Origin of the sequence: Salipiger mangrovisoli (genome assembly GCF_015223355.1) — a bacterium.
In the GTDB taxonomy this organism is placed as follows: domain Bacteria; phylum Pseudomonadota; class Alphaproteobacteria; order Rhodobacterales; family Rhodobacteraceae; genus Salipiger; species Salipiger mangrovisoli.
Window position 1 is genome coordinate 296,717 of sequence record NZ_JADFFK010000002.1, and the last position, 21,914, is coordinate 318,630.

Annotated in this window: 24 protein-coding genes; 11 read left to right on the forward strand and 13 right to left on the reverse strand. The window is 66.3% G+C overall.

Annotated features, from left to right (window positions below):
- Positions 1 to 16 precede the first annotated feature (16 nt).
- From rpmI to pyk, 3 genes are all read right to left on the reverse strand, one after another.
- Positions 17 to 217, reverse strand: coding sequence for a 50S ribosomal protein L35 (gene rpmI / locus IQ782_RS04780; protein WP_092426082.1), 201 nt, complete (start codon positions 215 to 217; stop codon positions 17 to 19).
- A gap of 137 nt (positions 218 to 354) precedes the next feature.
- Positions 355 to 1,677 (reverse strand): methyl-accepting chemotaxis protein, encoded by a 1,323-nt coding sequence (locus tag IQ782_RS04785; RefSeq protein ID WP_194133471.1) that lies wholly within the window; start codon positions 1,675 to 1,677, stop codon positions 355 to 357.
- A gap of 94 nt (positions 1,678 to 1,771) precedes the next feature.
- Positions 1,772 to 3,217, reverse strand: coding sequence for a pyruvate kinase (gene pyk, locus IQ782_RS04790; RefSeq protein WP_194133472.1), 1,446 nt, complete (start codon positions 3,215 to 3,217; stop codon positions 1,772 to 1,774).
- 199 nt (positions 3,218 to 3,416) lie between these two features.
- Between pyk and IQ782_RS04795 the strand changes: the two genes are divergently transcribed.
- Positions 3,417 to 4,154 (forward strand): N-formylglutamate amidohydrolase, encoded by a 738-nt coding sequence (locus IQ782_RS04795; protein WP_194133473.1) that lies wholly within the window; start codon positions 3,417 to 3,419, stop codon positions 4,152 to 4,154.
- A gap of 12 nt (positions 4,155 to 4,166) precedes the next feature.
- Entirely contained in the window at positions 4,167 to 4,481 is a 315-nt protein-coding gene (locus IQ782_RS04800; protein WP_194133474.1) for a DUF1244 domain-containing protein, read from the forward strand.
- A gap of 84 nt (positions 4,482 to 4,565) precedes the next feature.
- Here IQ782_RS04800 and IQ782_RS04805 read toward each other — a convergent pair whose 3' ends face one another.
- A complete protein-coding gene (locus tag IQ782_RS04805; protein WP_194133475.1) occupies positions 4,566 to 5,696 on the reverse strand; it encodes an SRPBCC family protein in 1,131 nt (376 codons plus the stop codon).
- Between the two features lie 210 nt (positions 5,697 to 5,906).
- Here IQ782_RS04805 and IQ782_RS04810 point away from each other — a divergent pair, with 210 nt between their 5' ends.
- Complete coding sequence (locus IQ782_RS04810; protein WP_194133476.1) at positions 5,907 to 6,524, forward strand: glutathione S-transferase family protein; 618 nt, start codon at positions 5,907 to 5,909, stop codon at positions 6,522 to 6,524.
- A gap of 10 nt (positions 6,525 to 6,534) precedes the next feature.
- Here the strand turns inward: IQ782_RS04810 and IQ782_RS04815 are convergent, their stop codons facing one another.
- On the reverse strand, positions 6,535 to 7,326 hold the full coding sequence (locus IQ782_RS04815) for a helix-turn-helix transcriptional regulator (RefSeq protein ID WP_194133477.1): 792 nt from the start codon (positions 7,324 to 7,326) through the stop codon (positions 6,535 to 6,537).
- Between the two features lie 87 nt (positions 7,327 to 7,413).
- On the opposite strand from IQ782_RS04815, the gene IQ782_RS04820 reads away from it, so the two are divergent.
- The 7 genes from IQ782_RS04820 to IQ782_RS29660 all read left to right on the forward strand — a co-directional run bounded on the left by IQ782_RS04820 (position 7,414) and on the right by IQ782_RS29660 (position 14,264).
- Positions 7,414 to 8,499: an ABC transporter ATP-binding protein gene (locus IQ782_RS04820; RefSeq protein ID WP_194133478.1), complete on the forward strand. Its 1,086-nt coding sequence runs from the start codon at positions 7,414 to 7,416 to the stop codon at positions 8,497 to 8,499.
- Positions 8,499 to 9,416, forward strand: a complete 918-nt coding sequence (locus tag IQ782_RS04825; RefSeq protein ID WP_194133479.1) for an ABC transporter permease — start codon at positions 8,499 to 8,501, stop codon at positions 9,414 to 9,416. The genes IQ782_RS04820 and IQ782_RS04825 overlap by 1 nt, the downstream gene beginning before the upstream one ends.
- Positions 9,416 to 10,225 carry an ABC transporter permease gene (locus IQ782_RS04830; protein WP_194133480.1) on the forward strand — a complete coding sequence of 270 codons (810 nt, stop codon included), beginning with the start codon at positions 9,416 to 9,418 and terminating at the stop codon, positions 10,223 to 10,225. The genes IQ782_RS04825 and IQ782_RS04830 overlap by 1 nt, the downstream gene beginning before the upstream one ends.
- 44 nt (positions 10,226 to 10,269) lie before the next feature.
- Positions 10,270 to 11,295, forward strand: coding sequence for an extracellular solute-binding protein (locus IQ782_RS04835; protein WP_194133481.1), 1,026 nt, complete (start codon positions 10,270 to 10,272; stop codon positions 11,293 to 11,295).
- Positions 11,296 to 11,309: 14 nt separating this feature from the next.
- A complete protein-coding gene (locus IQ782_RS04840) occupies positions 11,310 to 12,074 on the forward strand; it encodes a carbon-nitrogen hydrolase family protein (protein WP_338092550.1) in 765 nt (254 codons plus the stop codon).
- A gap of 3 nt (positions 12,075 to 12,077) precedes the next feature.
- Entirely contained in the window at positions 12,078 to 13,442 is a 1,365-nt protein-coding gene (locus IQ782_RS04845; RefSeq protein WP_194133482.1) for an aminotransferase class III-fold pyridoxal phosphate-dependent enzyme, read from the forward strand.
- Between the two features lie 93 nt (positions 13,443 to 13,535).
- The gene (locus tag IQ782_RS29660; RefSeq protein WP_240989088.1) at positions 13,536 to 14,264 is read left to right on the forward strand and encodes a phasin family protein; all 729 of its coding nucleotides are present in this window, start codon (positions 13,536 to 13,538) and stop codon (positions 14,262 to 14,264) included.
- Positions 14,265 to 14,318: 54 nt separating this feature from the next.
- Here the strand turns inward: IQ782_RS29660 and IQ782_RS04855 are convergent, their stop codons facing one another.
- Complete coding sequence (locus IQ782_RS04855) at positions 14,319 to 15,182, reverse strand: DUF6473 family protein (RefSeq protein WP_194133483.1); 864 nt, start codon at positions 15,180 to 15,182, stop codon at positions 14,319 to 14,321.
- A 161-nt stretch (positions 15,183 to 15,343) separates the two neighbouring features.
- On the opposite strand from IQ782_RS04855, the gene IQ782_RS04860 reads away from it, so the two are divergent.
- Positions 15,344 to 16,219 carry a 3-hydroxybutyryl-CoA dehydrogenase gene (locus tag IQ782_RS04860; RefSeq protein WP_194133484.1) on the forward strand — a complete coding sequence of 292 codons (876 nt, stop codon included), beginning with the start codon at positions 15,344 to 15,346 and terminating at the stop codon, positions 16,217 to 16,219.
- Between the two features lie 140 nt (positions 16,220 to 16,359).
- Here the strand turns inward: IQ782_RS04860 and IQ782_RS04865 are convergent, their stop codons facing one another.
- From IQ782_RS04865 to IQ782_RS04895, 7 genes are read right to left on the reverse strand one after another with little or no spacing between them, the layout of a single operon-like run.
- Positions 16,360 to 17,235: a lysophospholipid acyltransferase family protein gene (locus IQ782_RS04865; protein ID WP_194133485.1), complete on the reverse strand. Its 876-nt coding sequence runs from the start codon at positions 17,233 to 17,235 to the stop codon at positions 16,360 to 16,362.
- Between the two features lie 48 nt (positions 17,236 to 17,283).
- The gene (locus IQ782_RS04870; RefSeq protein WP_194133486.1) at positions 17,284 to 17,565 is read right to left on the reverse strand and encodes an HPr family phosphocarrier protein; all 282 of its coding nucleotides are present in this window, start codon (positions 17,563 to 17,565) and stop codon (positions 17,284 to 17,286) included.
- 36 nt (positions 17,566 to 17,601) lie between these two features.
- Entirely contained in the window at positions 17,602 to 18,000 is a 399-nt protein-coding gene (locus IQ782_RS04875; protein WP_194133487.1) for a PTS sugar transporter subunit IIA domain-containing protein, read from the reverse strand.
- A complete protein-coding gene (gene rapZ, locus IQ782_RS04880; RefSeq protein ID WP_194133488.1) occupies positions 17,997 to 18,920 on the reverse strand; it encodes an RNase adapter RapZ in 924 nt (307 codons plus the stop codon). Before rapZ ends, IQ782_RS04875 begins: the two co-directional genes overlap by 4 nt.
- Positions 18,913 to 19,353, reverse strand: coding sequence for an HPr kinase/phosphorylase (locus IQ782_RS04885; RefSeq protein ID WP_194133489.1), 441 nt, complete (start codon positions 19,351 to 19,353; stop codon positions 18,913 to 18,915). Before IQ782_RS04885 ends, rapZ begins: the two co-directional genes overlap by 8 nt.
- A 4-nt stretch (positions 19,354 to 19,357) precedes the next feature.
- Positions 19,358 to 21,073 carry a sensor histidine kinase gene (locus tag IQ782_RS04890; RefSeq protein WP_194133490.1) on the reverse strand — a complete coding sequence of 572 codons (1,716 nt, stop codon included), beginning with the start codon at positions 21,071 to 21,073 and terminating at the stop codon, positions 19,358 to 19,360.
- Positions 21,074 to 21,076: 3 nt separating this feature from the next.
- Positions 21,077 to 21,778 carry a response regulator transcription factor gene (locus IQ782_RS04895; protein WP_194133491.1) on the reverse strand — a complete coding sequence of 234 codons (702 nt, stop codon included), beginning with the start codon at positions 21,776 to 21,778 and terminating at the stop codon, positions 21,077 to 21,079.
- Positions 21,779 to 21,914: the final 136 nt, after the last annotated feature.

Consider the following 21,914-nt stretch of genomic DNA (forward strand, 5'->3'; position numbering starts at 1 on the left):
GTTCAGCTCTCCTATATCAGCGGTCGTAGGGCATGTAGCCCTTGACGATTTTCGCGTCGGGAGCCGACAGCGTGGTCGTGCCGCGCGCGTCGCGGATGAATTTCGTGGTGCGCTTGATCATGCCGTGGCGCTTGCCTGCCTGACCAGCGACGATCTTGCCGGTCGCGGTGACCTTGAAGCGCTTCTTGGCGCTCGACTTCGTCTTCATCTTGGGCATTTTCGTCTCCTTAACGAAGTGCGTACAGGCGCGACTCGGCATGCCGCAATGGGCCGGCCGCGCGGTTAGAGGCGCCCCTATAGGCGGCGAAGGCGGCCATTGCAAGCGTGAAACGCGCCGCGGAGGGGCGTTGCGCTTCAGGCGGCTGCCTGTCCGCCGGCGCCGCTGCGCCGGGGCGCAGGCTGCGGCGGAAGCGGTCCCGCGCTGCTGGATCGCCCCGCCACGGTCTCGGTCTGAAACTCGGATATCTTGCTGTTGATCGCCGCAACGCGGGCCTGAAGCGCGCGCATGTGGTCGGCCGCGCGGCTCACCGCCGCGGCATTCTCCTGCGTGATCGTATCGAGCTGCTGTTGCACCGAGCCCACCTGCGACACGGAATCGCTCTGCTCGCCCGTGGCCTGCTCGATCCTTGCGAAGCCGGCGACCAGCGCCGCCATCGTCGCGACCAGCTCGGCGAGGCTGGTGTCCATTCTGTCGGAGCGTTGCGAGATGATCTGCACCCTGCTCACGATCTCCTTGATCGTGGCGGCCACTTCGCCGGCGGCCGTGGTGGTCTGTTCGGCAAGCGCGCGGACTTCGGTGGCCACCACGCCGAAGCCACGACCATAGTCTTCGGCCCGCGCCGCTTCGACCGAGGCGTTGAGTGCCAGCAGCTTGGTCTGCAGCGCAATCTTGTCGATCACATTGACGAAGTTCCGGATTTGACCGGTGCTTTCATCCACCTCGGCGATGGCGTCACGGGTGCGGCGGACCTCGTCCTGGGCGCCGCGGACGCGTTGATCGGCCAGTTCCGCGGACCGCGCCGAGTCGCGGGCGTTGCGCGCCGTGTCGGCGACGGCTTCGGTCAGCTCGGTCAGCGAGGCGGTGTTCTCCTCGAGCGAGGCGGCCTGGGTCATCGTTCGCTCGGAGAGGCTGTCGAAGGTCTGGCGCAGCTCGGCGGCCATCGTTTCGAGCGCCCCGGTGTCGCTGCCGATGCCGGTGAACAGCCGATCGAGCAGGGCGTCGCGGTCCTGTGCGGCGCGCGCGGCCTGCGCGGCGAAAAAATGGTCGATCGTGACGGCGGCATCGCACATGGTGGCAAGCTGCACCAGCGCCGTCGCGGTCGGCAGATCGATGGGTAGCGGCGTGGTACAGCCCATCACGAGCCCGAGGATCCCGGCCTGATAGTGCGCATAGCCGATCATATAGGCCGGATAGTCGAGCCCCGCCTCGATGAGGTTGCGGGCGATGCCGGCCTGCACCGCGGCATACTCACGCGAGAACTCGCCACGAAGAATGAAGCCGAACTTCTGCCGCTCGACCGCCACTGTTTCTGCGGGCACATCTTCCGGCGCGATGTTGAGTGCCGCGGCATAAACCCGGCGAATCATCGGATCGAACCCCGGAGCGATGACGCCGTGCAGCGCCGCACCCTGGCGCTTTTTCTCGTCGGACCAGCTGCCGGGAATCGCGGGATGCATGGGGCCTCCAGATCGTTCGGGCATAGCCTAATCGGCACCCCCTAATCCGGAGTAAAGCCGCGCCCGTCCCAAGAGGGCGGGCGCGGCAGGGCGATCATTCGGGATCGGTCGAGTAGATCAGCCGCTCGTCGCAGGGGGCCACGCGCAGGATGTTGGTCGTGCCCGACATGTTGAAGGGCACGCCCGCGGTCACCACGATCTGATCCTCGGTGCCGGCATAGCCCTGTGCCCGCGCGGCGCGCGCGGCATTTACCACAGCCTGCTTGAAGCGCTCGAGCTCGCCGGTCATCACGCAGTTGGTGCCCCATGTCAGCGAAAGCCGCCGCGCCGTGCCACGCAGCGAGGTCATGGCGATGATCGGCACCCGCGGGCGTTCGCGCGCGACCAGCGCGGCGGTCGTGCCCGAGGAGGTGAAGCAGCAGATCGCCTTGACGTTGGCGGTCTCGGCGATCTCGCGGGCGGCGGCAACGATGCCATCGGCGACGGTGGTGCGCGCGATGTTGCGCGACGCCTCGATCACCTCGGTGTAGGTCGGGTCGTTCTCGACGCTGATGGCCACGTTGTTCATCGTCGTCACCGCCTCGACCGGGTACTGCCCGGCGGCGGATTCGGCCGAAAGCATCACCGCATCGGCGCCTTCGTAGATCGCGGTGGCCACGTCCGAGACCTCGGCGCGGGTCGGCATCGGGCTCTCGATCATCGATTCGAGCATCTGCGTCGCCACGATCACCGGCTTGCCGGCGGCGCGGCACTTTCGGATCAGCCGCTTCTGGATCGGCGGGACCGCCTGTACCGGCAGTTCGACGCCAAGATCGCCGCGCGCCACCATCACCCCGTCCGACACCGCGAGAATCTCGTCAAAGGCCTTCACCGCCGAGGGCTTCTCGATCTTCGACAGGATCGCGGCGCGGCCGTCGCAAAGCTTGCGCGCCTCTTCCACGTCCTCGGGGCGCTGCACGAAACTCAGCGCCAGCCAGTCAACGCCGAGCGCCGCGGCGAACTCGAGGTCGTGCCTGTCCTTCTCGGAGAGCGCCGCCAGAGGCAGCACCACATCGGGCACGTTCACCCCCTTGCGGTTGGAGATGGTGCCGCCCGCCTCGATGATGCAGTTCGCGAAGTCCTCGCCGCATTCCTCGACCCGCAGGCGGATCTTGCCGTCGTTCACCAGCAGGTGCGCGCCGACGCCGAGCGCCTGGAAAATCTCAGGGTGGGGCAGGCAGACACGCTTGTCCGTGCCCGGCGCGTCATCGAGGTCGAGGCGGAAGGTCTCGCCCCATTCGAGCTCTTCCGAGCCATTGGCGAACTCGCCCACGCGCAGCTTCGGACCCTGCAGGTCGGCGAGGATGGCGATCGGGCTGTCGAGGTCCTTCTCCACCTGCCGGATGGCGCGGTGCAGCTTGGTGATGTCCTCATGGCTGCCGTGGCTCATGTTCAGCCGGAACACGTCCGCCCCGGCCTCATGCAGCGTGCGGATCATTTCATAGGTATTGCTTGCCGGGCCAAGCGTGGCCACGATCTTCACTTTGCGCAAACGTCTCATCTGGAACTCCTGGACCTCCTGCCCGCGGCCGGGTCCGGCCGTCGTTCTCGGGTTTTTCCCGGTTCAACCTAATGGCTCAACCTTGACCCTTCCACCATTGATATTCTGTTAAGGTTATCGCTAACAGTTGCCAACCTTATTGCGGAATTCCCTTCCCGACGCAACTGATCTAGACATGTCGGCAAACTGCGAAGCACAGATGACCCACATGCCATTTCACATCGAGGGGGCGGCGCGCAAAGGCCGGTTTCTCGTCACCTGCGACCATGCGACCAATAGCGTGCCGGCGGAACTGGGGGGAAGCCTCGGACTGCCGCCAGAGGACATGGCGCGCCATATTGCCTATGACATAGGCGCGCTGGGAACCGCGCGGGCGCTGGCCGAGGCGATGGACAGCCCGCTTGTCTGGTCCGACTTCTCGCGGCTGGTGATCGACCCGAACCGCGGCGAGGACGATCCGACGCTGCTCATGCGGCTCTACGACGGCTCGATCATCCCCGGCAACCGCCACGCGGATGAGACCGAACGCCAGCGCCGGATCGCGGCCTACTGGCGCCCCTATCACGAGGCCGTGGCTGGCCTGCTCGCCGCGCGGCCCGAACTGGCGCTGGTCTCGGTGCATTCCTTCACCCCGCAGCTGCGCGGAAGGCTGCCCCGGCCGTGGCATGTCGGTATCCTGCACGCCTGGGATGCGCGGCTCTCGGATGCGCTGATTGATCTTCTGTCGGCGCAGCCCGATCTCGTGGTTGGGCGCAACGCGCCCTATCCCGGCCATCTGCCGGGCGACGCGGTGCACCGCCACGCGCTGAAGCACGGCCGCCACAACACGCTGATCGAAGTGCGCAACGATCTGATCGCGGAGCCCGAAGCGCAGCAGCACTGGGGCCGCCGCCTCGCGCCGCTGCTGAAGGCCGCGCTCGCCCACGCCCCCGACTGAGAGGAGAGACCCATGGACGACACCACCCGCACCGAGCTCGAGGCCGCCGCCTTCCGCCGCCTGCGCCAGCACCTTATGCAAGACCGTCCCGATGTTCAGAACATCGACCTGATGAACCTCGCCGGCTTCTGCCGCAATTGCCTGTCGCGCTGGTACGAGGAAGCCGCCACCGAGCGTGGCATCCCGATGAGCAAGGCCGAGGCGCGCGAGGTCTTCTACGGCATGCCCTATGACGACTGGCGCGCGCAGAACCAGACCGAGGCCGGCCCGGAAAAACAGGCCGCCTTCGAGAAGGCCTTCGAGGAAAACGTCACCTCGAAGACTTGAGCCGCTGCGCCGGCCCCTTCTTCTGGGTCGAAATATCCCACGGGGGTCCGGGGGTGTGAAACCCCCGGTCCTGCCGTTTCCGGCTCAGAGTGTCGCCGGGATCTTCGCGGCGATCCAGCGGGCGAACTCGTAGTTCGGCCGCTCAAGATGCGACAGCGCGCCCGGTGTGGCGAAGCGCGATTGCAGGCCTTTCCACACCCGTTCGGTGCAGCCCCGGTCCTCGTCGTTGACCGCGTCGAGAAGCGCCTTCAGCGCGGCGAAATGCGCGGTCGCTTCGGGGTCTGCCACGAAATCCGGATGCAGCCCGCCGCCGAAGAGGATCTTCACGTGGCCCGGCCCGTCGGGCGTCAGGCTCAGGTACCAGAAATACCCCGGCGTCAGGGTGATCAGCAGCGAGGGGTAGATCGCCAGCAGCCAGGTGCGATACCGCTCCTCGCCCTGCAGCGTGGTGTTGCCGGGGTGGGCGATCGACAGGGCGATCGAGTCGTCCTTCAGGATGTGGTGGTAGTTGAACCCCTCGAACCCCTCTGGGCAGGTCATCTTCTTCAGATCCACCGCGCCGCCGATGGTGCCGCCGTGACACATCGGCAGGTGGTAGCTCTCCATGAAGTTCTCGGCGAGGATCTTCCAGTTGGTGTCCCAGCGGTGCTCCTCGCGGAAGGTCTCGACGTAGTCTTCCATCCGCAGGTAGCCGACCAGGTCATCGACCTCGCGCAGCGCGTCGCCGGGCTCGGGCAGGGCGGGGTCGAGAGTCACCATGATCCAGCCCTTCCAGTCCACGCAGCGCACGGCGGGCAGCCGGGTCTGCTCCTTGCAGAAGCTCGTGTTCAGGTCCATCGCGGGGGCGCCCCGCAGCGAGCCGTCGAGGTTGTAGCTCCAGGCGTGGTAGGGGCAGGTGATCGTGCGGGTGTTGCCGCGCCCCTCCAGCAGCACCGACATGCGGTGGCGACAGACGTTGGACAGCGCGCGCAGCGCGCCGTCCCGGTCGCGCAGGACGATGATCGGCTCTCCCGAAATCTCCATGGTCAGGAAATCGCCCGGCGCTTTCAGGGTGTCCGCCCGCCCCGCACAGAGCCAGCTCTTGGCAAACACGTGCTCCTGCTCCAGCGCCAGGAAGGCATCGGAAGTGTAGACCGAGACCGGCATGGCCTGCGCCCTCTCGAAGGGCACGGCGACATTGGCGCGCAGCTCTGCAGCGGGATCGTGGAGGGTCATTCTGTGCTCCGATGCGACTCCGGGGAGCCGTCTAGAAACCGTTGATAGACGGCGCGCACCGAGCCCGCAAAACGCGCGCCCGTCAAGTCAAACCGGCGTGCCCCTCCAGCGCGCCATCACGCGCCGTGATCGGGGAGCGCACGAAACACCGTTTGACCGCCCCCGCGGGGACGGCATTTCTTGTGGGCGAACAAGCACGGGACAGCACGCATGACGACGATCACCCTCTATGGACATCCCGACAGTGGCCACGCCTGCAAGGTGGCGCTGGCCCTCGCCCTTGCGGGGATCGATCACGAAACCGTCTTCGTGGACATCTGGGCCGCGCCCGAGACGCGCCCCGCCGCCTTTCTTGCTGCCAGCCCGCTGGCGCAGGTTCCCGCGCTGGTGATCGGTGACGAGACGATGACGCAGTCGGGGGCGATCCTGCTCGAGATCGCCCGCCGCTGGCAGGTGCTGGGCGGCGAGAGCGCCGCCGGGATGCGGCGCGGCGCCGAGCTGCTGATGTGGGAGGCGAACCGCATCGGCATGTGCGTCCCGCAGCTCGTCGAGTCGCGTCGTCCGGGAGGCGAGGTCTTCCCAGAGGGCGCGATCGCCTGGCTCACCGGGCGGTTCGAGACCGACCGGCAGAACTTCGACCGGCTGCTGGGGGCGGGGCCTTTCTTCCATGGCGGTGCACCGGGGATCGGCGACTGCGCCATCTGGGGATACGTGCAGTGGCTGGAGAAGGCCGGGCTCGCGCCCTCTGACGCGATGGCGGGCTGGATCGCGCGGATGGTGGGCCTGCCGCAGATGCGCGCCGGCGGCGAGGACTGGTTCCCCGCCTGAGGCGCAGCACTCACTCCGCCAGAAGCGGCAGGATCAGCGAGAACAGCTCTCCCTGCGAGGAGATTCCGCATTTGCGGTAGAGCTGCTTGCGGAAGACCTTGATCGTCTGCGGGCTCAGGTCGAGCCGGAGAGCGATCGAAACCGTGGAATGCCCCCGCAGGATCAGCAGCGCGACCTCGGCCTGCCGCGGGCTGAGACCGATGCGGTGCTGCTCCTGCAGCGCGTCTATCAACCTTTGAGTGAGGGCGGCGTCCGTGTAGTCGCCCGAAGACGACAGGCCGCCCCATTGCTTTTCGCACAATCCGCAGGCAATCGGTGCTATTTTTTGGGCAAGCTCCATGTCGCGCGGCGAAAAACTGCGGCCGGACGAGGCGTCGCGGCCAAGGCAGACATGCACGGATACCCCCTCGGCGGGATTGGCCACATAGGCGATCTCATCGATCAGCGTGGTGCGCCGGTAATAAGCCGCGAAGTACTCGTTCCGGAGGAAGGCGTCGGGCGCGATGTCGCGCAGCCGGTAGAGCCCTGACGGCACCTTGCGCACATGCAGGTCGTGAAAGGGGTCTAGGAGGTAAGCACCTGAAAGATAATCTACTTCCAGCCTCTCATGCACCTTGGGTTCGCGCGATTGGGTGAACAGGACCTGCGGCTTTCTCGCCTGGAAATAGGCCAGCATCGTGGTGTTGTCGATGTCGTAGCTGAGGGTGAGCCAGCGGTAGAGCGCTGCGGCGAACTCGTCGGTTCCCAGCGCGCAGATCGCGCCCCCCAGTTGCGCCTCGGGGCTGCCTGCAAGCTGCTCCATTATACCTCTTTGGGGGTATATACCCCTCGTTTCGCCAGTTCTTAGCCTGACATTCGAGAAACCGGGGGTATAGGGCAAGGGGATTCGATGACGAGCACCGCGGCAGTTGCGACGGCGAATGCGGTCGAGATCGATAATGTGGTGAAGCGCTACGGCTTCGTCACCGCGCTGCATGGCGTGTCGATGCAGATTGGCGATGGCGAATTCTTCACCCTGCTCGGGCCCTCGGGCTGTGGCAAGACCACGCTGCTGCGCTGCATCGCCGGCTTCGAGGACGTCTCGGAGGGCGCCATCCGCCTGCACGGCCAGGACATCGCGCCGCTGCCGCCGCACAAGCGCGAGGTGAACACGGTTTTCCAGCAATACGCGCTCTTCCCGCATATGACCGTGCTGCAGAATGTCAGCTTCGGCCTGCTGCGGCTGGGCTGGAGCGTGTCCGACGCCGAGGCCCGCGCCAAGCAGGTGCTGGAACTGGTGCAGCTCGGCCAGTTCGCCGAGCGCCGCCCCGGCCAGCTTTCGGGCGGGCAGCAGCAGCGCGTGGCGTTGGCCCGCGCGCTGGCGCCGCGGCCCAAGGTGCTGCTGCTCGACGAGCCGCTTTCGGCGCTCGATCTGAAGCTGCGGCAGGCGGTGCGCTCGGAGCTGAAAGCAATCCAGCGCGAGACCGGCATTGCCTTCGTCTTCGTCACCCACGACCAGGAAGAGGCGCTGACCATGTCCGACCGCATCGCGGTGATGTCGGCGGGCCACGTGCAGCAAATCGGCACCCCGCGCGAGATCTACGAGGCGCCGTCCAACCGCTTCGTGGCCGACTTCATCGGCGAGACTAACCTGCTCGACGTGACGGCGAACCGCGTCTCGGACGGGATCGCCGAGATCCTGCTGCCCGGTGGCGCCCGGCTGAGCTGCCCGGCGGCGCTGGGCGCGCGGGCGGGGCAGGGGCACCTGTCGCTGCGGCCCGAGCGGCTGGGGATCGCCGCGCCGGGGCAGGGCCAGTTGCAGGCGACGGTCGAGGACCACGTCTATCTCGGCACCGACACGCAGCTGCACACGCGGCTCGGCAGCGGCGAGGCGCTGGTGGTGCGGCTGCAGAACGGCGCAGCCGCGATCCCCGAGCGGGGCGCGCGGCTGGGGCTCGAGATCGAGGCAGGCGCGGCGCGCCTGCTGTCGGACTGATGGCCGGAGGCGCGCCGGGCGGCGCTTCCAAGTCGGAGATCTACAAGGGCAACGGGCCGCGGCTGCTGCTGCCGGCATGGATCTTCATCGGGGTGTTCCTCGTCGCCCCGGTGGCGATCATGGCGATCTACTCCTTCCTGACCAAGGAATTTCGCGGCGGGGTCATCTGGGAGTTCACCCTTGCCGCCTATGACCAGTTCTTCCTCGACCGGGGGCTCTTCGGCGACGAGCCGCCGAGCATCGAGTGGACCTACATCGGCATCTTCTGGCGCTCGATCTGGCAGGCGGGCCTTGCCACGGTGCTCTGCCTGCTGATCGGCTTCCCGACGGCCTGGTTCATCGCCACGCGCGACGTCAAGGAGCGCTCGGTCTGGCTGTTCCTGATCACCGTGCCCTACTGGGTGAACCTGCTGATCCGCACCGTGTCGATGAAGTTCCTGATCCGCGACACCGGGCCGCTGAACGAGCTGCTGCTGGCGCTCGGGGTGATCGACACGCCGCTGGCGCTGGTGAACACCAATTTCGCCGTGCAGCTGGGTCTGTTCTACAGCTACCTGCCGTTCATGGTGCTGCCGATCTACGCCGCGGTCGAGCGTTACGACTTCTCGATGTCCGAGGCGGCGGCGGACCTCTACGCCAGCAGCTGGGCGACGCTGCGGCTGGTGATCCTGCCGGTGGTGAAGCCGGGGATCGTGGCGGGCTGCATCCTCGTCTTCGTGCCCTCGCTGGGGGCGTTCCTTGCGCCAGACCTGCTGGGTGGGGCCAAGACCTTCATGATCGGCTCGCTGATCGAGGAGCAGTTCAAGGGCGCGGCGGGCAACTGGCCGTTCGGCGCGGCCGCCTCGATGATCCTGCTGACCATCGTCATGGGCGTGCTGCTGGTGCACGCGCGGGCACAGACGAAGGGAGAGCGGTGATGGCCAAACCCGTCGACCTGCGCCGCTTCACCGGCTTCCGCGCGATCACCTGGCTCTGCCTCTTCGTGCTCTACGCGCCGCTGGTGATCGTGGCGATCTACAGCTTCAACGACAGCACCTCGATCACCCGCTGGGGCGGCTTCTCGCTGAAGTGGTACGTCGATGTCTTCACCGGCCCCGAGGCGCCGAAGTTCCGCGACGCGGCGATCAACAGCTTCACCATCGCCATCGGCGCCGCGGTCTGCGCGACGCTGATTGCCACCGCCGCCGCCGTCGCGATGAACCGGGCCGGGCGCTTCCGGGGCAAGACCGCCAGCCTCGCGCTGATCAACCTGCCGCTGATGGTGCCCGAGATCGTCACCGCCGTGGCCTCGCTGGTGTTCTTCATCACCATCGGCTTCAAGACCGGGCTTCTGACCATCTTCATCGCGCATATCGTGTTCTGCATCCCCTTTGCCTACCTGCCGATCTCGGCGCGGATGCAGAGCGTGCCGGACACCTACGAGCAGGCGGCGATGGACCTCTACGCGACGCCATGGGAGGCGTTCCGGCTGGTGCTGCTGCCGCTGATGGTGCCGGGGATCCTCTCGGGGTTCCTGCTGGCCTTCATCATCTCGCTCGACGATTTCCTGATCACGAACTTCGTCAAGGGCGCCGGGGTCGAGACCCTGCCCACGGCGATCTTCGGATCGGTCAAACAGGGCATCAAGCCCAACATCATGGCCATATCGACCCTGCTTCTGGGGGTCTCGGTGGTTTTCGTCACGCTCTCCTGGATCATCGGGCGGGCGGGGCAGTCCAAACGATAAAAACCAAAGAAAACATCCAACAGACCAACAGCGGAGACTTTGACATGAAGACCTTCCTCACCACGTCCGTGCTGGCGCTGTCGCTGGCAACCGGTGCCAGCGCCGAGGGCAAGCTCTCGCTCTACCACTGGTTCGAGTACATCCCGCAGGAGCTGCTCGACAAGTTCGCCGCCGAATACGACGTCGAGGTGACCATGGACACCTTTGACAGCAACGAGGCGCTTCTGGCCGCGCTGAAGGCGGGCAAGATGGGCAGCTACGATCTGGCCGTGCCGGGCGACTACATGGTCAAGATCATGGGTGACGAGGGCATGCTCGACACCTTCGAGCCGAGTGAACTGAGCAATTTCGGCAATATCGAAGACAGGTGGCTGGACGTCGATTTCGATCCGGGCCGCAAGTCGTCGATCCCCTACCAGTGGGGCTCGACCTCCTTCTCGGTGAACAAGGAGGTCTACGACGGCCCGCTCGACAGCCTGTCGCTGATCTTCGAGCCGCCCGCCGAGCTGAAGGGCAAGATCAACGTGCTCGACACCTCGGGCGAAACGCTGACGCTGGCCTCGCTCTACCTCGGCATCCCGCAGTGCAGCTCGGACCGAGAGCAGCTCAAGCAGCTCAACGCGCTTGTGCAGGGCGCGAAAGCCGACTGGGCGAGCTTCGGCTCTGACGTGGCCAAGGACGTGCTGGTCTCGGGCGATGCGGCGGCGGGCATGATCTGGTCGGGCTTCTCGGCCAAGGCCCGCGCCGAGGGCGCGCCCATCGAATACGTCTTCCCCAAGGAAGGCATGATCGTGTGGATGGACAACGTGGTGCTGCTGAAGGACGCGCCGAACCGTGACAACGCGCTGAAGTTCATGGACTTCCTGCTCGAGCCCGAGAATGCCGCGGCGGTCACCAACTACGCGCAATACACCGCCGGCGTGAAGGGCGTGGAGGAGTTCCTCGACCCCGAGGTTGCCAATTCCCCGGAATCGAACCCGCCCGCGGATGCCAAGGGCGTCTTCGTCGAAGCCTGCGCGCAGGACGTGCAGGAAATGTACGACGCGATCTGGACCAACCTGAAGAAGTGATCGGCTGATCCGTGATGATGAAGCTTGCCCTCTACCAGGGTCCGCCGATCGGCGGTGATCTCGAGGCGGGGTTCTCCCGCCTCGAGGCGCAACTCGCGGCCGCCGCAGCCGCCGGGGCGCGGTTGCTGATCGCGCCCGAGCTCTTCCTGCCCGGCTACAACCGGCCCGACCTGCACGGCACCCTGTCGCAGCCGCGCGGCGGGGCGTGGTGCCAGCGTCTTTCGGCCATGGCGCGGGCCGCCGGATGCGGACTCTGCCTCGGCTGGGCCGAGCGCTACGGCGACACGGTCTACAATTCGGCCACCTGCTGGGATGCCGCCGGCACCGAGGTCGGCCATTACCGCAAGATCCAGCTCTTCGGCCCGATGGAGAAGGCCAGCTTTGCTCCGGGCGATGCCTATTGCCTGTTCGAGCTTGAGGGTCTTAAGACCTCGATGCTGATCTGCTACGACGTGGAATTCGCGCCGCACGTGAGGGCGCTCGCCGAACGCGGGGCCGAGCTGATCCTCGTGCCCACCGCCAACCCGGCGGGCTTCGAGCATGTCTCCAACATCTTCGTGCCTGCCCGCGCGGCGGAGTCGGGCGTCACCATTGCCTACGCGAACTTCTGCGGCACCGATGATGGGCTGGAGTTCGGCGGAAATTCCGTCATCGCCACCCCCGACGCCCGGCTCATCGCGAAGGCCGGGACCGGCGAGACGCTGTTGATCGCCGAGGTCGGCGCGCCCATCGCGCCCGAGCTCCGCTCCACCCAAATCCAGGACTACAGGGAGGTCTAACCCATGTCGCTCGATCTCGACATTTCCACCGACGGCGTGCTCACCGCCGACACCAACCTCGTGCAGAGCTGGGCCGATCTCAACGCGCTCAAGCAGTCGGGCGCGCGCACGGTCATCGTCAGCGCCGAGGGCGCCATGGTGCGCGACAGCGAGGGCAACGAGCTGATCGACGGCATCGGCGGGCTGTGGTGCGTCAACGCCGGGCACCGCCGCACCGAGATCATCGACGCGATCAAGGAGCAGCTCGACACGCTCGACTTCTACTCGACCTTCTACAACTTCACCCACCCCGCGGCGGCTGCGCTGGCGGTGAAGCTGGCCGAGCTGGCGCCGGGGAACCTCAACAAGGTGCACTTCGGCAACTCCGGCTCGGTCGCCAACGAGACCGCGATCCGCATCCTGCACCACTACTACAACCGCCTTGGACAGCCGCAGAAGAAGCGCATCCTGTCGCGCCACGGTGCATACCACGGTTCGACCAACCTCGCGGTGGCGATGACCACCCCGGGCTATTCCGAGGGTTGGGACAAGTCCGGTGAGCTGGTGCATCACCTGCGCTGCCCGCACCACTGGCGCGAGGGCGGCGAGATGACCGAGGCGGAGTTCCTCGGCGCGCTGAAGCAGGACCTGCTCGACACCATCCAGCATTACGGTGCCGAGACCATCGCCTGCATGATCGCCGAGCCGATCATGGGCGCCGGCGGCGTCATCGTGCCGCCCGAGGGCTACCACACCGAGATGGCCGCGATCTGCCGCGCCCATGACATCAAATACGTGACCGACGAGGTGGTGACCGCCTTTGGCCGGCTCGGGCATTTCTTCGCCTCGAAGGATGTCTTCGGCGTGCAGCCCGACATCATCAACACCGCCAAGGGGCTCACCTCGGGCTACCAGCCGCTCTCGGCCACAATCATGTCGGACGAGATCCACGAGGTGATCTCGGGCCCGGGCGGCATGTTCTTCCACGGCATGACCTACTCGGGTCACCCGGCCGCCGCCGCCGCCGGGCTGGCCAATATCGCGCTGATGGAGCGCGAGCGGATCCCCGAGCGGGTGCGCACCTCGGGCAAGACCTTCGAGGGGCTGCTGCGCCAGCTCGAGGCGTTCGACATCGTCGGCGAGGTGCGCGGCAGCCACTTCATGATCGGCATCGAGTTCGTGAAGGACAAGGCAACCAAGACCCCCTTCGCCCCCGAGGAGCTCATCGGCCTGCGCGTTGCGCGCGAGGCGCAGAAGCGCGGGCTGATCGCGCGGCCGCTGGGAAATATCCTGATCCTGTCGCCGACGCTGATCATGGATGACGCGATGATCGGCCGGGTTGCGGACATCCTGCGCGACAGCATTGCCGCATTGCAGAGCAGCCTGTGACAAATTGACCTCGAGCGGGGCGTGCAGCGTCCCGCTTGCGGCTCACCTGTGGTAAGGGTGGGCAGAACTATCCTGCTTGGAAGGAGCCCAGACATGGATAAGCCGACCCCCCGCAAGACCACCAAGCGTAGCCAGTCGACCTCGTCGCGGGGCAGCATGAGCCGCCGCCGGACGCCGGTGAAACCTGCCGAGGTTGCCCCGGCCAAGGCCGCAACTTCCGTGACAAAAGAGACATCTGAGGCGGTCGTTCCCGCGCCCGCAGCCATGGCCCAGACGCCGAAAACCGAGCCCGCCGCGCCGGTGGAGCCCGTGACCGCCGAGGTGGTCGCACCCGCGGAGGAGCCCCGCGTCGCCTCGCCCGTGCAGGAAGCGGAACCCGCCGAATCGCGCCAGCCGGTGGCCAAGGCTGCGACGCCGAAACGGCCCGCGCCGAAGCCCGCTGCAAAGCCGGCATCCCTGGCAGCCGCCAAGCCGTCCCGGCAGGCTTCAGGGGAAGCCCCACAGAAGCCCTCCGTCACACCCGCGATGGCGACCACAGAGGCTCCGGCGGAGCGCATGGTGCGGGTCAGTTGGAACCTTGAGCCTTATGCCGCCACCGCCCTGGTCGACACGATGCTCGACATCGGTGCGGAGTTGCAGAGCTTCACCGCGGACCGCGTGCGCGCGGATGTGGCAACGCAGCACAAGATGCTGCACTGCAAGTCGCCGGCGGAGCTGATCCACATCCAGAGCGCCTTTTTCCAGAAGGCGAGCGAGGACTATCGCGCGCATTGGGGCAGGTTGGCCGAACTTGGCGGCAAGCTGACCGTCTTCCCCAGCTGAGGGGAACCCATGCGCCCCGCCCTGACGTCGGGTGGGGCGCGACCTGACCCGCCCCTAGCGGTTCTGCTCCAGCAATCCTTCGAGGATCGGGCCCAACCTCCCGGCGATCTCCTCATGGGCAAGCGTGCTGAGCGACTCGGAAGCCGCCCCGGCCTCGAACTCGGCAAAGACCAGGCCCGCGGTGCCCGCAGCGAGGCTGGCGGGCGAAAGCGGCGCGTCGAGAAGCGCCGCTGCGCGCGGGCGCAGGGCCTCGATCATGCCGCGCTCGATGAAAAGCGGGGCGGGGGACAGCGCGTTGACATGGGTGTCCGGCGGCGGATGACCGGCTGTCCAGAGCACCACCGCCCGCCCTCCGAGCAGGGTTAGCAGGTGCTTCATCCGCGCGACCCAGGCGATGCGCAGCTCGGCGGTGACCTCGGCAAACCGCTCCTCCGAGATCTCGCGCAGCCGGCCGAGCATATGCAGGGTGAAATGGAACTCGGTGAAATCCACCTCGGGGAAAAGCTGCTGAAGCCGGTCCGAGGCGCGCAGGAACCGGTCGTTGCGCCGCGGATGCACCCCGTAGAAGCGGTTCGACATGTTCTGCGCCCCCATCACCTGGATGACGCAGAGCTCGGCCCGCGCGGCCAGGTTCAGCACCGCCGGATCACCGAGGTATAGGTCTATGCCTGCGTTGACCACGCCGAGATTGACGCAGGGAATCCCCGGCCCCTCGACGCTGCCGCCGGTCGCGAGTGCCTGCTCGACCAATGCGGGGAACGGCGCCTCGACGAAGCGCCCAAAGGTCTCGGTGCCGCCAAGGAAGGCGAGGTAGCGGCCGTCCAACCCACGTTTCGGACCCCGGAACAGCAGCCGGGACTTGCCGTAGCGACACGGAAAATACTCCAGAGCACCCTGAAAGGACCCGGCAACGGACATGACGCCCCCCATTCTGATTCCCATTCACCCGGCATCAGGATCGGCCGCGCGCCCCAACAATTCGCTAATGCGAAAATCCGCGAAAAAATCGCCTGGCTTGTGCTTGCGGCGGGGCAAGCCGGGCGCATAAGGTTGCCGCGCATCAGAGCAGGATAGGGCGCATGGAAATCAAGAGCATCGGGGTGATCGGCGCGGGCCAGATGGGCAATGGCATCGCCCATGTCATGGCGCTTGCCGGCTACGAGGTGCGCCTGTCGGACGTGAGCCAGGACGCGCTCGAGGCCGCGGTGCAGCTGATCACCCGCAATCTCGACCGCCAGGTCAGCCGCGAGAAGATCAGCGCCGAAGCCCGCGACGCGGCGCTGGCGAATATCTCCACCACGCTCGACGTGGTCGAGGTGGCGCGCACCGATCTGGTGATCGAGGCCGCCACCGAGCAGGAGGCGGTGAAGACGAAGATCTTCGAGGGGCTGCTGCCGCACCTTCTGCCGCACACGATCCTGACCTCGAACACCTCGTCGATCTCGATCACCCGGCTCGCCTCGCGCACCGACCGGCCCGAGAAATTCCTCGGCTTCCACTTCATGAACCCGGTGCCGGTGATGCAGCTGGTCGAGCTGATCCGCGGCATCGCCACCGACGAGCCGACCTACAAGGCCTGCCTCGCGGTGGTCGAGAAGCTCGGCAAGACCGCCGCCTCGGCCGAGGATTTCCCCGCCTTCATCGTCAACCGCATCCTGGTGCCGATGATCAACGAGGCGGTCTACACGCTTTACGAGGGCGTCGGAAACGTGCGCTCGATCGACATGGCGATGAAGCTCGGCGCGAACCACCCGATGGGCCCGCTCGAGCTGGCCGATTTCATCGGCCTCGACACCTGCCTTGCGATCATGAATGTGCTGCACGAAGGGCTCGCCGACACCAAGTACCGTCCCTGTCCGCTGCTGACCAAATACGTCGAGGCCGGCTGGCTGGGGCGCAAGACCAAGCGCGGCTTCTACGACTACCGCGGTGACGAGCCGGTGCCGACGCGCTGAGCGCGCCACCGCCGCCCTGCCTGTTTCTGGCCTGCCTCCGGCCTGCCTCCGGCGGTTCTTCTAGTTGAAAATATCCCGGGGGAGGCCGCGGCAGCGGACGGGGGCAGCGCCCCCTCCGCGCTCGGGTTGCGCGCCGCGCGCTAGCCTTTCAGCGCCAGCGTTCTGTCGCGCAGCCAGGCGACGAACTCGCGCTGATTGCCGCTCCAGCGGCGGACCTCCTCGGGGCTGACCGGCGTGCCGACCACCGGGCGCTGCGGCTTGCCGCAGGCGTGGATCACCTCGTGGATCAGCAGGCCTTGGCGCAGCGTCGGCGAGATGCGGTTGGCCATCTGGTAGGCTCGGCTGTTCTCGCCGGGGAAGTAGATCGGCACCACCGTGGCGCCCGAGCGCTGGATCATCTTGGCGGTGAACGGGTTCCAGACCGCCTCGACCGCCGCGCCGAACATCGACTCCGACGAGGCCACCACCCCCGAGGGAAACAGTGCGATCACCCCGCCACGCTTGAGATGCTCCATGGCGGTGGCGCGCATCTCGAGGCTCTGTTCGCGGGCGGTCTCTTCGTGCGGGAAGGGCACGGGGATCATGAACTCTGCGATCTCCTGCACCCCGGTCAGCAGCGAGCGCGTCAGGATGCGGTAGTCGGTCCGGATACGCCCGATCAGCTCGGCCAGCACCATGCCGTCAACCAGCCCGTGCGGGTGGTTGGCGACCACGATCACCGGGCCATCCTCCGGGATGCGGGCGATCTGCTCGGCGGGGGTCTGCAGCTCGATGCGCATCATGCGCAGCGCCTGCGCCCAGAATTCCTGTCCCTCGGGAACGCCGGCGCGCTCGAAGCGGCGCACGAGGCGGATCAGCGGGATCTTCCCGGTCAGCCACTCAAGCACCCGAATGGTGTTGGCCTTCCACGGGTTGGTGAACGTATTGGCGTAGCTGAGCTTGCGCTTGTCATAGGGCGCCGGGGGCGAAGGCAGGTGGGGCTTCTGCCTGGCCGAGGCGTCATTGCTGTCAAGCATGTGCCCACCCTGCTTTGTCTTGCACCCTTTCGGGCGACGGTTGCGGCCTCAATTGTCCTCGCCGAAGCGGTTCGCGACCAGGGCCTCCAGCGCATCGGCGAGCGCGGCGGCGTCAGGGCCGGAGGTTTCGACTTCAATAAAGCTTCCCTTGGAAGCTGCCAACATCAAAAGCCCCATGATGCTGTCGCCACCGGCGCTCATCCCGTCCTTGGAGACCTCTGCATGGGCATCGAAACCCTCGACCACCTCGACCAGCTTGGCGGAGGCTCGGGCATGCAGGCCCTTTTCGTTGACGATGTTCAACACGCGGCGAACAGAGGTATCACTCATCTTCGGTCTCTTGGTTGTTCAGGCCGTTGGGCGGGTTCAGACGGGATCGGGTCTGACGTTCTGACTGTCAATGTATTTCCGCCCGGCCTCCAGCGCGCCGCGCACGGCATCTGGCACCGGAAGCTGCCGCGTCTTGGCGAGCTTGATCAGCATCGGCAGGTTCATCCCGTAGAGGATGCGCCGGTTCTCGGGTTGACAGGCCAGCAGGCTGAGGTTGGACGGAGAGCCGCCGAAAAGGTCGGTGACAAGCACCACGCCATCGCCGGTATCGACGCGGTCCGCCGCATCGCAGATCTCGGACTGCTTCTGGCCGCGGTCATGGTCGGCCTCGATCGAGATCGCCATGATTCCGGGTTGTGCCCCGACCACATGTTCCACGGCGGCAAGGTATTCCTTGGCCAGCCCACCATGCGCCACGATCACGATGCCGATCACGCCTGCGACCTCTCGTCCAGTCCAGTTGCCACGCCCTTGGCGGCATGGCCGCGGCGTTCGAGTTCCCGGTGCCTAGTTGACACCTGCCAGCCGTGCTCCGCAAGGGCACGCGCGACGGTTTCCGTCACAGTGACGGAACGATGTTGCCCGCCGGTACAGCCAAAACCGAAGGACAGATGCGCCTTTCCCTCTTCAATGCACGCAGGAAGTAGAAAGAGCGCCAGATCAATCACCTTATGGAGGAATGGATCGAAGCGCGGATCTGCCTTCACATGCGCGCGGACCTCGGAGTCGAGGCCGGTCAGCCCGCGCAGTTCCGGAACCCAATGCGGGTTGTCGAGGAAGCGGCAGTCGAAGACCGTGTCCAGCCCCTGCGGCACGCCGCGCTTGTAGGAGAAGCTCTGCACGGACACGGCGAGCTGCTGCGCCTGTTCGCCCGCGAACCAGGTTGCGAGCTGGGCGCGCAGCTCGTGTGGGCTCAACTCGGAGGTGTCGATCAGGATGTCGGCGGCGGTGCGCGCCTGTTCGAGCAGCGCCAGCTCTCGCGTGATGCCCTCGGTATAGGCGCTGTCGGGCGCGAGCGGATGGCGGCGTCGGGTTTCGGAATAACGCCGGGCCAGAACCGTCGGCGCGGCGTCGAGATAGAGCAGCTGCGGCGCGATCTGCGGTTCGGCCGCCAGCGCGGCCTGTAGCGAAAGCAGCCCGTCGACGGTGAAATCGCGGTTCCGGATGTCAACGCCAAGCGCCAGCGGACGCTCCAGCGCGGGACCTTCCAACAGCCGCGGGATCAGCCCCAGCGGGATGTTGTCGATCGCCTCGAAGCCGAAATCCTCCAGCGCGTTGATCGCGGTGGAGCGCCCGGCGCCCGAGGGGCCGGTCACCAGCACGACGTGCTGGGGTCCTTTCGGCGAGTCATCCATTCTCCGGATCCCTTGTTGCGCCCTTCAGATATTGAACGAGCGCTGCGGGAAAATAGGGATGCGCGACATTGTGAAGCAAGGGGAGATTTTGCGAGTGCAGCATGATCTGACGCCGTGGCGGCAGCCGCTCGGTCTCGGGCGTGTCGAGGTCGAGCAGGGCGACGACTTCGGCGCGGGGCAGATGCGCCGCGTGCAGCAGCCCCAATCCGCGCGCCTCGATCAGCCCGGCGAGCGGGGCAGGGGGCGCGGCCCAGAGCCCGCCGTCCTCCAGGGTCAGCACCACCCGGTCATCGGACACCAGACGCGCCCCGCGCGCCATCATCTCGAGCGCCAGTCCCGACTTTCCCGAACCCGATGCGCCGCGGATCAGCAACGCGCGCCCGTCCACCGCCACCGCGGTGGCGTGCAGGATGAGCGGCGCCGCGGGGGTCATTGGATCAGACGGGCAGGCCGACGACGAAACGCGCGCCGAGCGGCTCGGAGGTGATGTCCGCCTCGGTCGGGCGAATGTTCTCGGCCCAGATCACCCCGCCATGCGCCTCGACGATCTGCTTGGAGATGGCGAGGCCGAGGCCGGAATTATTGCCGAAGTCGTTCTCGGGGCGCTGCGAGTAGAAGCGCTTGAAGATCTTCTGAAGCGCCTCTTCGGGAATGCCGGGGCCAGTGTCCTCGACCACCACCAGAACGCGGTTGTCGCGGCGGCGCGCCCAGACGCGGATCGCGTCGCCATCCTCGCAGAATGAGATGGCATTGGTGATCAGGTTGACGAAGACCTGCGCAAGGCGCGGCTCCAGCCCGTTGATCTGGATCGGTTTCTCGGGCAGGTCGGTGATGAACTCGATGCCCTTCTTGCGCGCGTCCTCGCCGAGGAACTGGCCGAGGTTGCCGAGCATCTCGAGCAGGTTGAACTCCTGCTCCTCTTCCTTGACCAGCTCGGAATCGAGACGCGAGGCGTTGGAGATGTCCGACACCAGCCTGTCGAGCCGGCGCACGTCGTGCTCGATCACGTTGAGCAGCTTGTCGCGGTGCTCGTCCTTCTTGACGATGCGCAGGCTGCCGATGGCCGAGCGCAGGCTGGCCAGCGGGTTCTTGATCTCATGCGCCACGTCCGCGGCGAACTGCTCGTTGGCGTCGATCCGGTCGTAGAGCGCGGCGACCATGCCGCGCAGCGCACCGGACAGGCGACCGATCTCGTCGGGGCGGGCGGTCAGGTCGGGGATGCGGATGCGGCGCGAATTGCCCTGCGACTTGTTGCGGTCGCGACCGATCTCGGCGGCATCTGCAAGGTCGGAGATCGGGTTGGCGATGGTCGAGGCCAGCACGAGGCTGAGGCCGATCGAGACCAGCGTGGCGATGACGAACATCTGCAGCACGCGCTCGCGCTCGGCGGTGACGGCGGCATCGATCTCGGGCGCTGCCGTGACCAGCGCCACGCTGCCGATGATGTTGGCTCCCTGGCGGATCGGTGCGAAGGCATTGAAGCGCGTCGCGCCCTCCGCACCTGTCCCGGCCTCCACCCGCGGAACGGCAGGGTCGCCGGTTTCGATCCGCTGGCGCAGCTGATCTTCGAGGCCGAGCGCGGGGGCCTGCTGGAAGTTGCTGAAGAACTCCGAGATGCCCTGCCAGAGCTGGTCGAGGAAGGTCGAGATCACCGTCTCGCGTCCGGCGGGGCCGGTGGACAGCGATGGCGGGCCGCCGGCTTCGCCAACAAGGAAATTGCCGCTGTCGAAGATCAGGACCTGGGTGCCGCGGTGCAGATTGAGGCTGCCAAGGATCGCAGCCAGATCGATGCCGTCTGACGAGCCGAGGCTGACCGGCGCACCCTCGGGCAGCTGCATCTCGAGCACGTCGGCGATGAGTTCGGCCTGGGCCAGCGACGCATCGGCCCGTTGCAGGGCCAGCGTGTCGCGAGAGGAGTTGAGCCAAAGGATGCCCGCGGCCAGCACGTTCAGGGCGATCAGGTTGAACGTGATGATCTTACGCGTGAGCGGGGAACGGTTCAGGGAAAAGAGCGACCGCCGGGCCCGGCTGTCCCGCAATTCCTTTTCGACGGTGCTGTCCGGGGCGATCCAGTCATCCCCGAGTACAACATCGGCATCCTGTCGCTCGCCCGACTTGTCGTCGCGCATAGAGATCCTTTCGGCCAGGGCCATCGCTTACTCTTCGTTGTAACGATACCCGATGCCGTAGAGCGTTTCGATGGCCGAGAAGTCTTCGTCCACGGTCCGCATCTTTTTGCGCAGGCGCTTGATGTGGCTGTCGATGGTGCGGTCGTCGACATAGACTTGGTCGTCGTAGGCCACGTCCATCAGCTGGTCGCGCGATTTCACGAAGCCGGGCCGCTGGGCCAGCGCTTGCAGCAGCAGGAATTCGGTCACGGTGAGCGAGACGTCCTTGCCCCTCCAGGTCACGGCGTGGCGCAGGGGGTCCATGGTCAGCGAGCCGCGGGTCATCAGCTTGGTGTCTTCGGTATCCCCAACGACTTCACCAGCCTGAGCTTCCTGACGGCGCAGCAGCGCACGGATCCGCTCGACCAGAAGGCGCTGGCTGAACGGCTTCTTGACGTAGTCGTCCGCGCCCATGCGCAGCCCGAGCACCTCGTCGATCTCGTCGTCCTTGGAGGTCAGGAAGATCACCGGCATGCGGGACTTCTGACGCACTCGCTGGAGCAGGTCCATGCCGTCCATACGCGGCATCTTGATGTCGAACACGGCCATGTCGGGCATCTTCTTGCTGAACGCATCCAGCGCAGATTGCCCGTCATTGTAAGTTTCAACCTCGAACCCTTCCGCCTCGAGTGTCATGGCCACGGATGTCAGGATGTTCCTGTCATCGTCCACCAGGGCGATTTTAGACATAGCACTTCATCCTTGTACTGCTCTGTTATGCCTTCTTTTTCCGCCGAGTATGCGGAGTTTCGCATTGTTCAACAATCCCATACCGCGAATCAGTGCAGAGCTGCGACTTAATTGCAGCGCAGATTGGGTAAGGAAT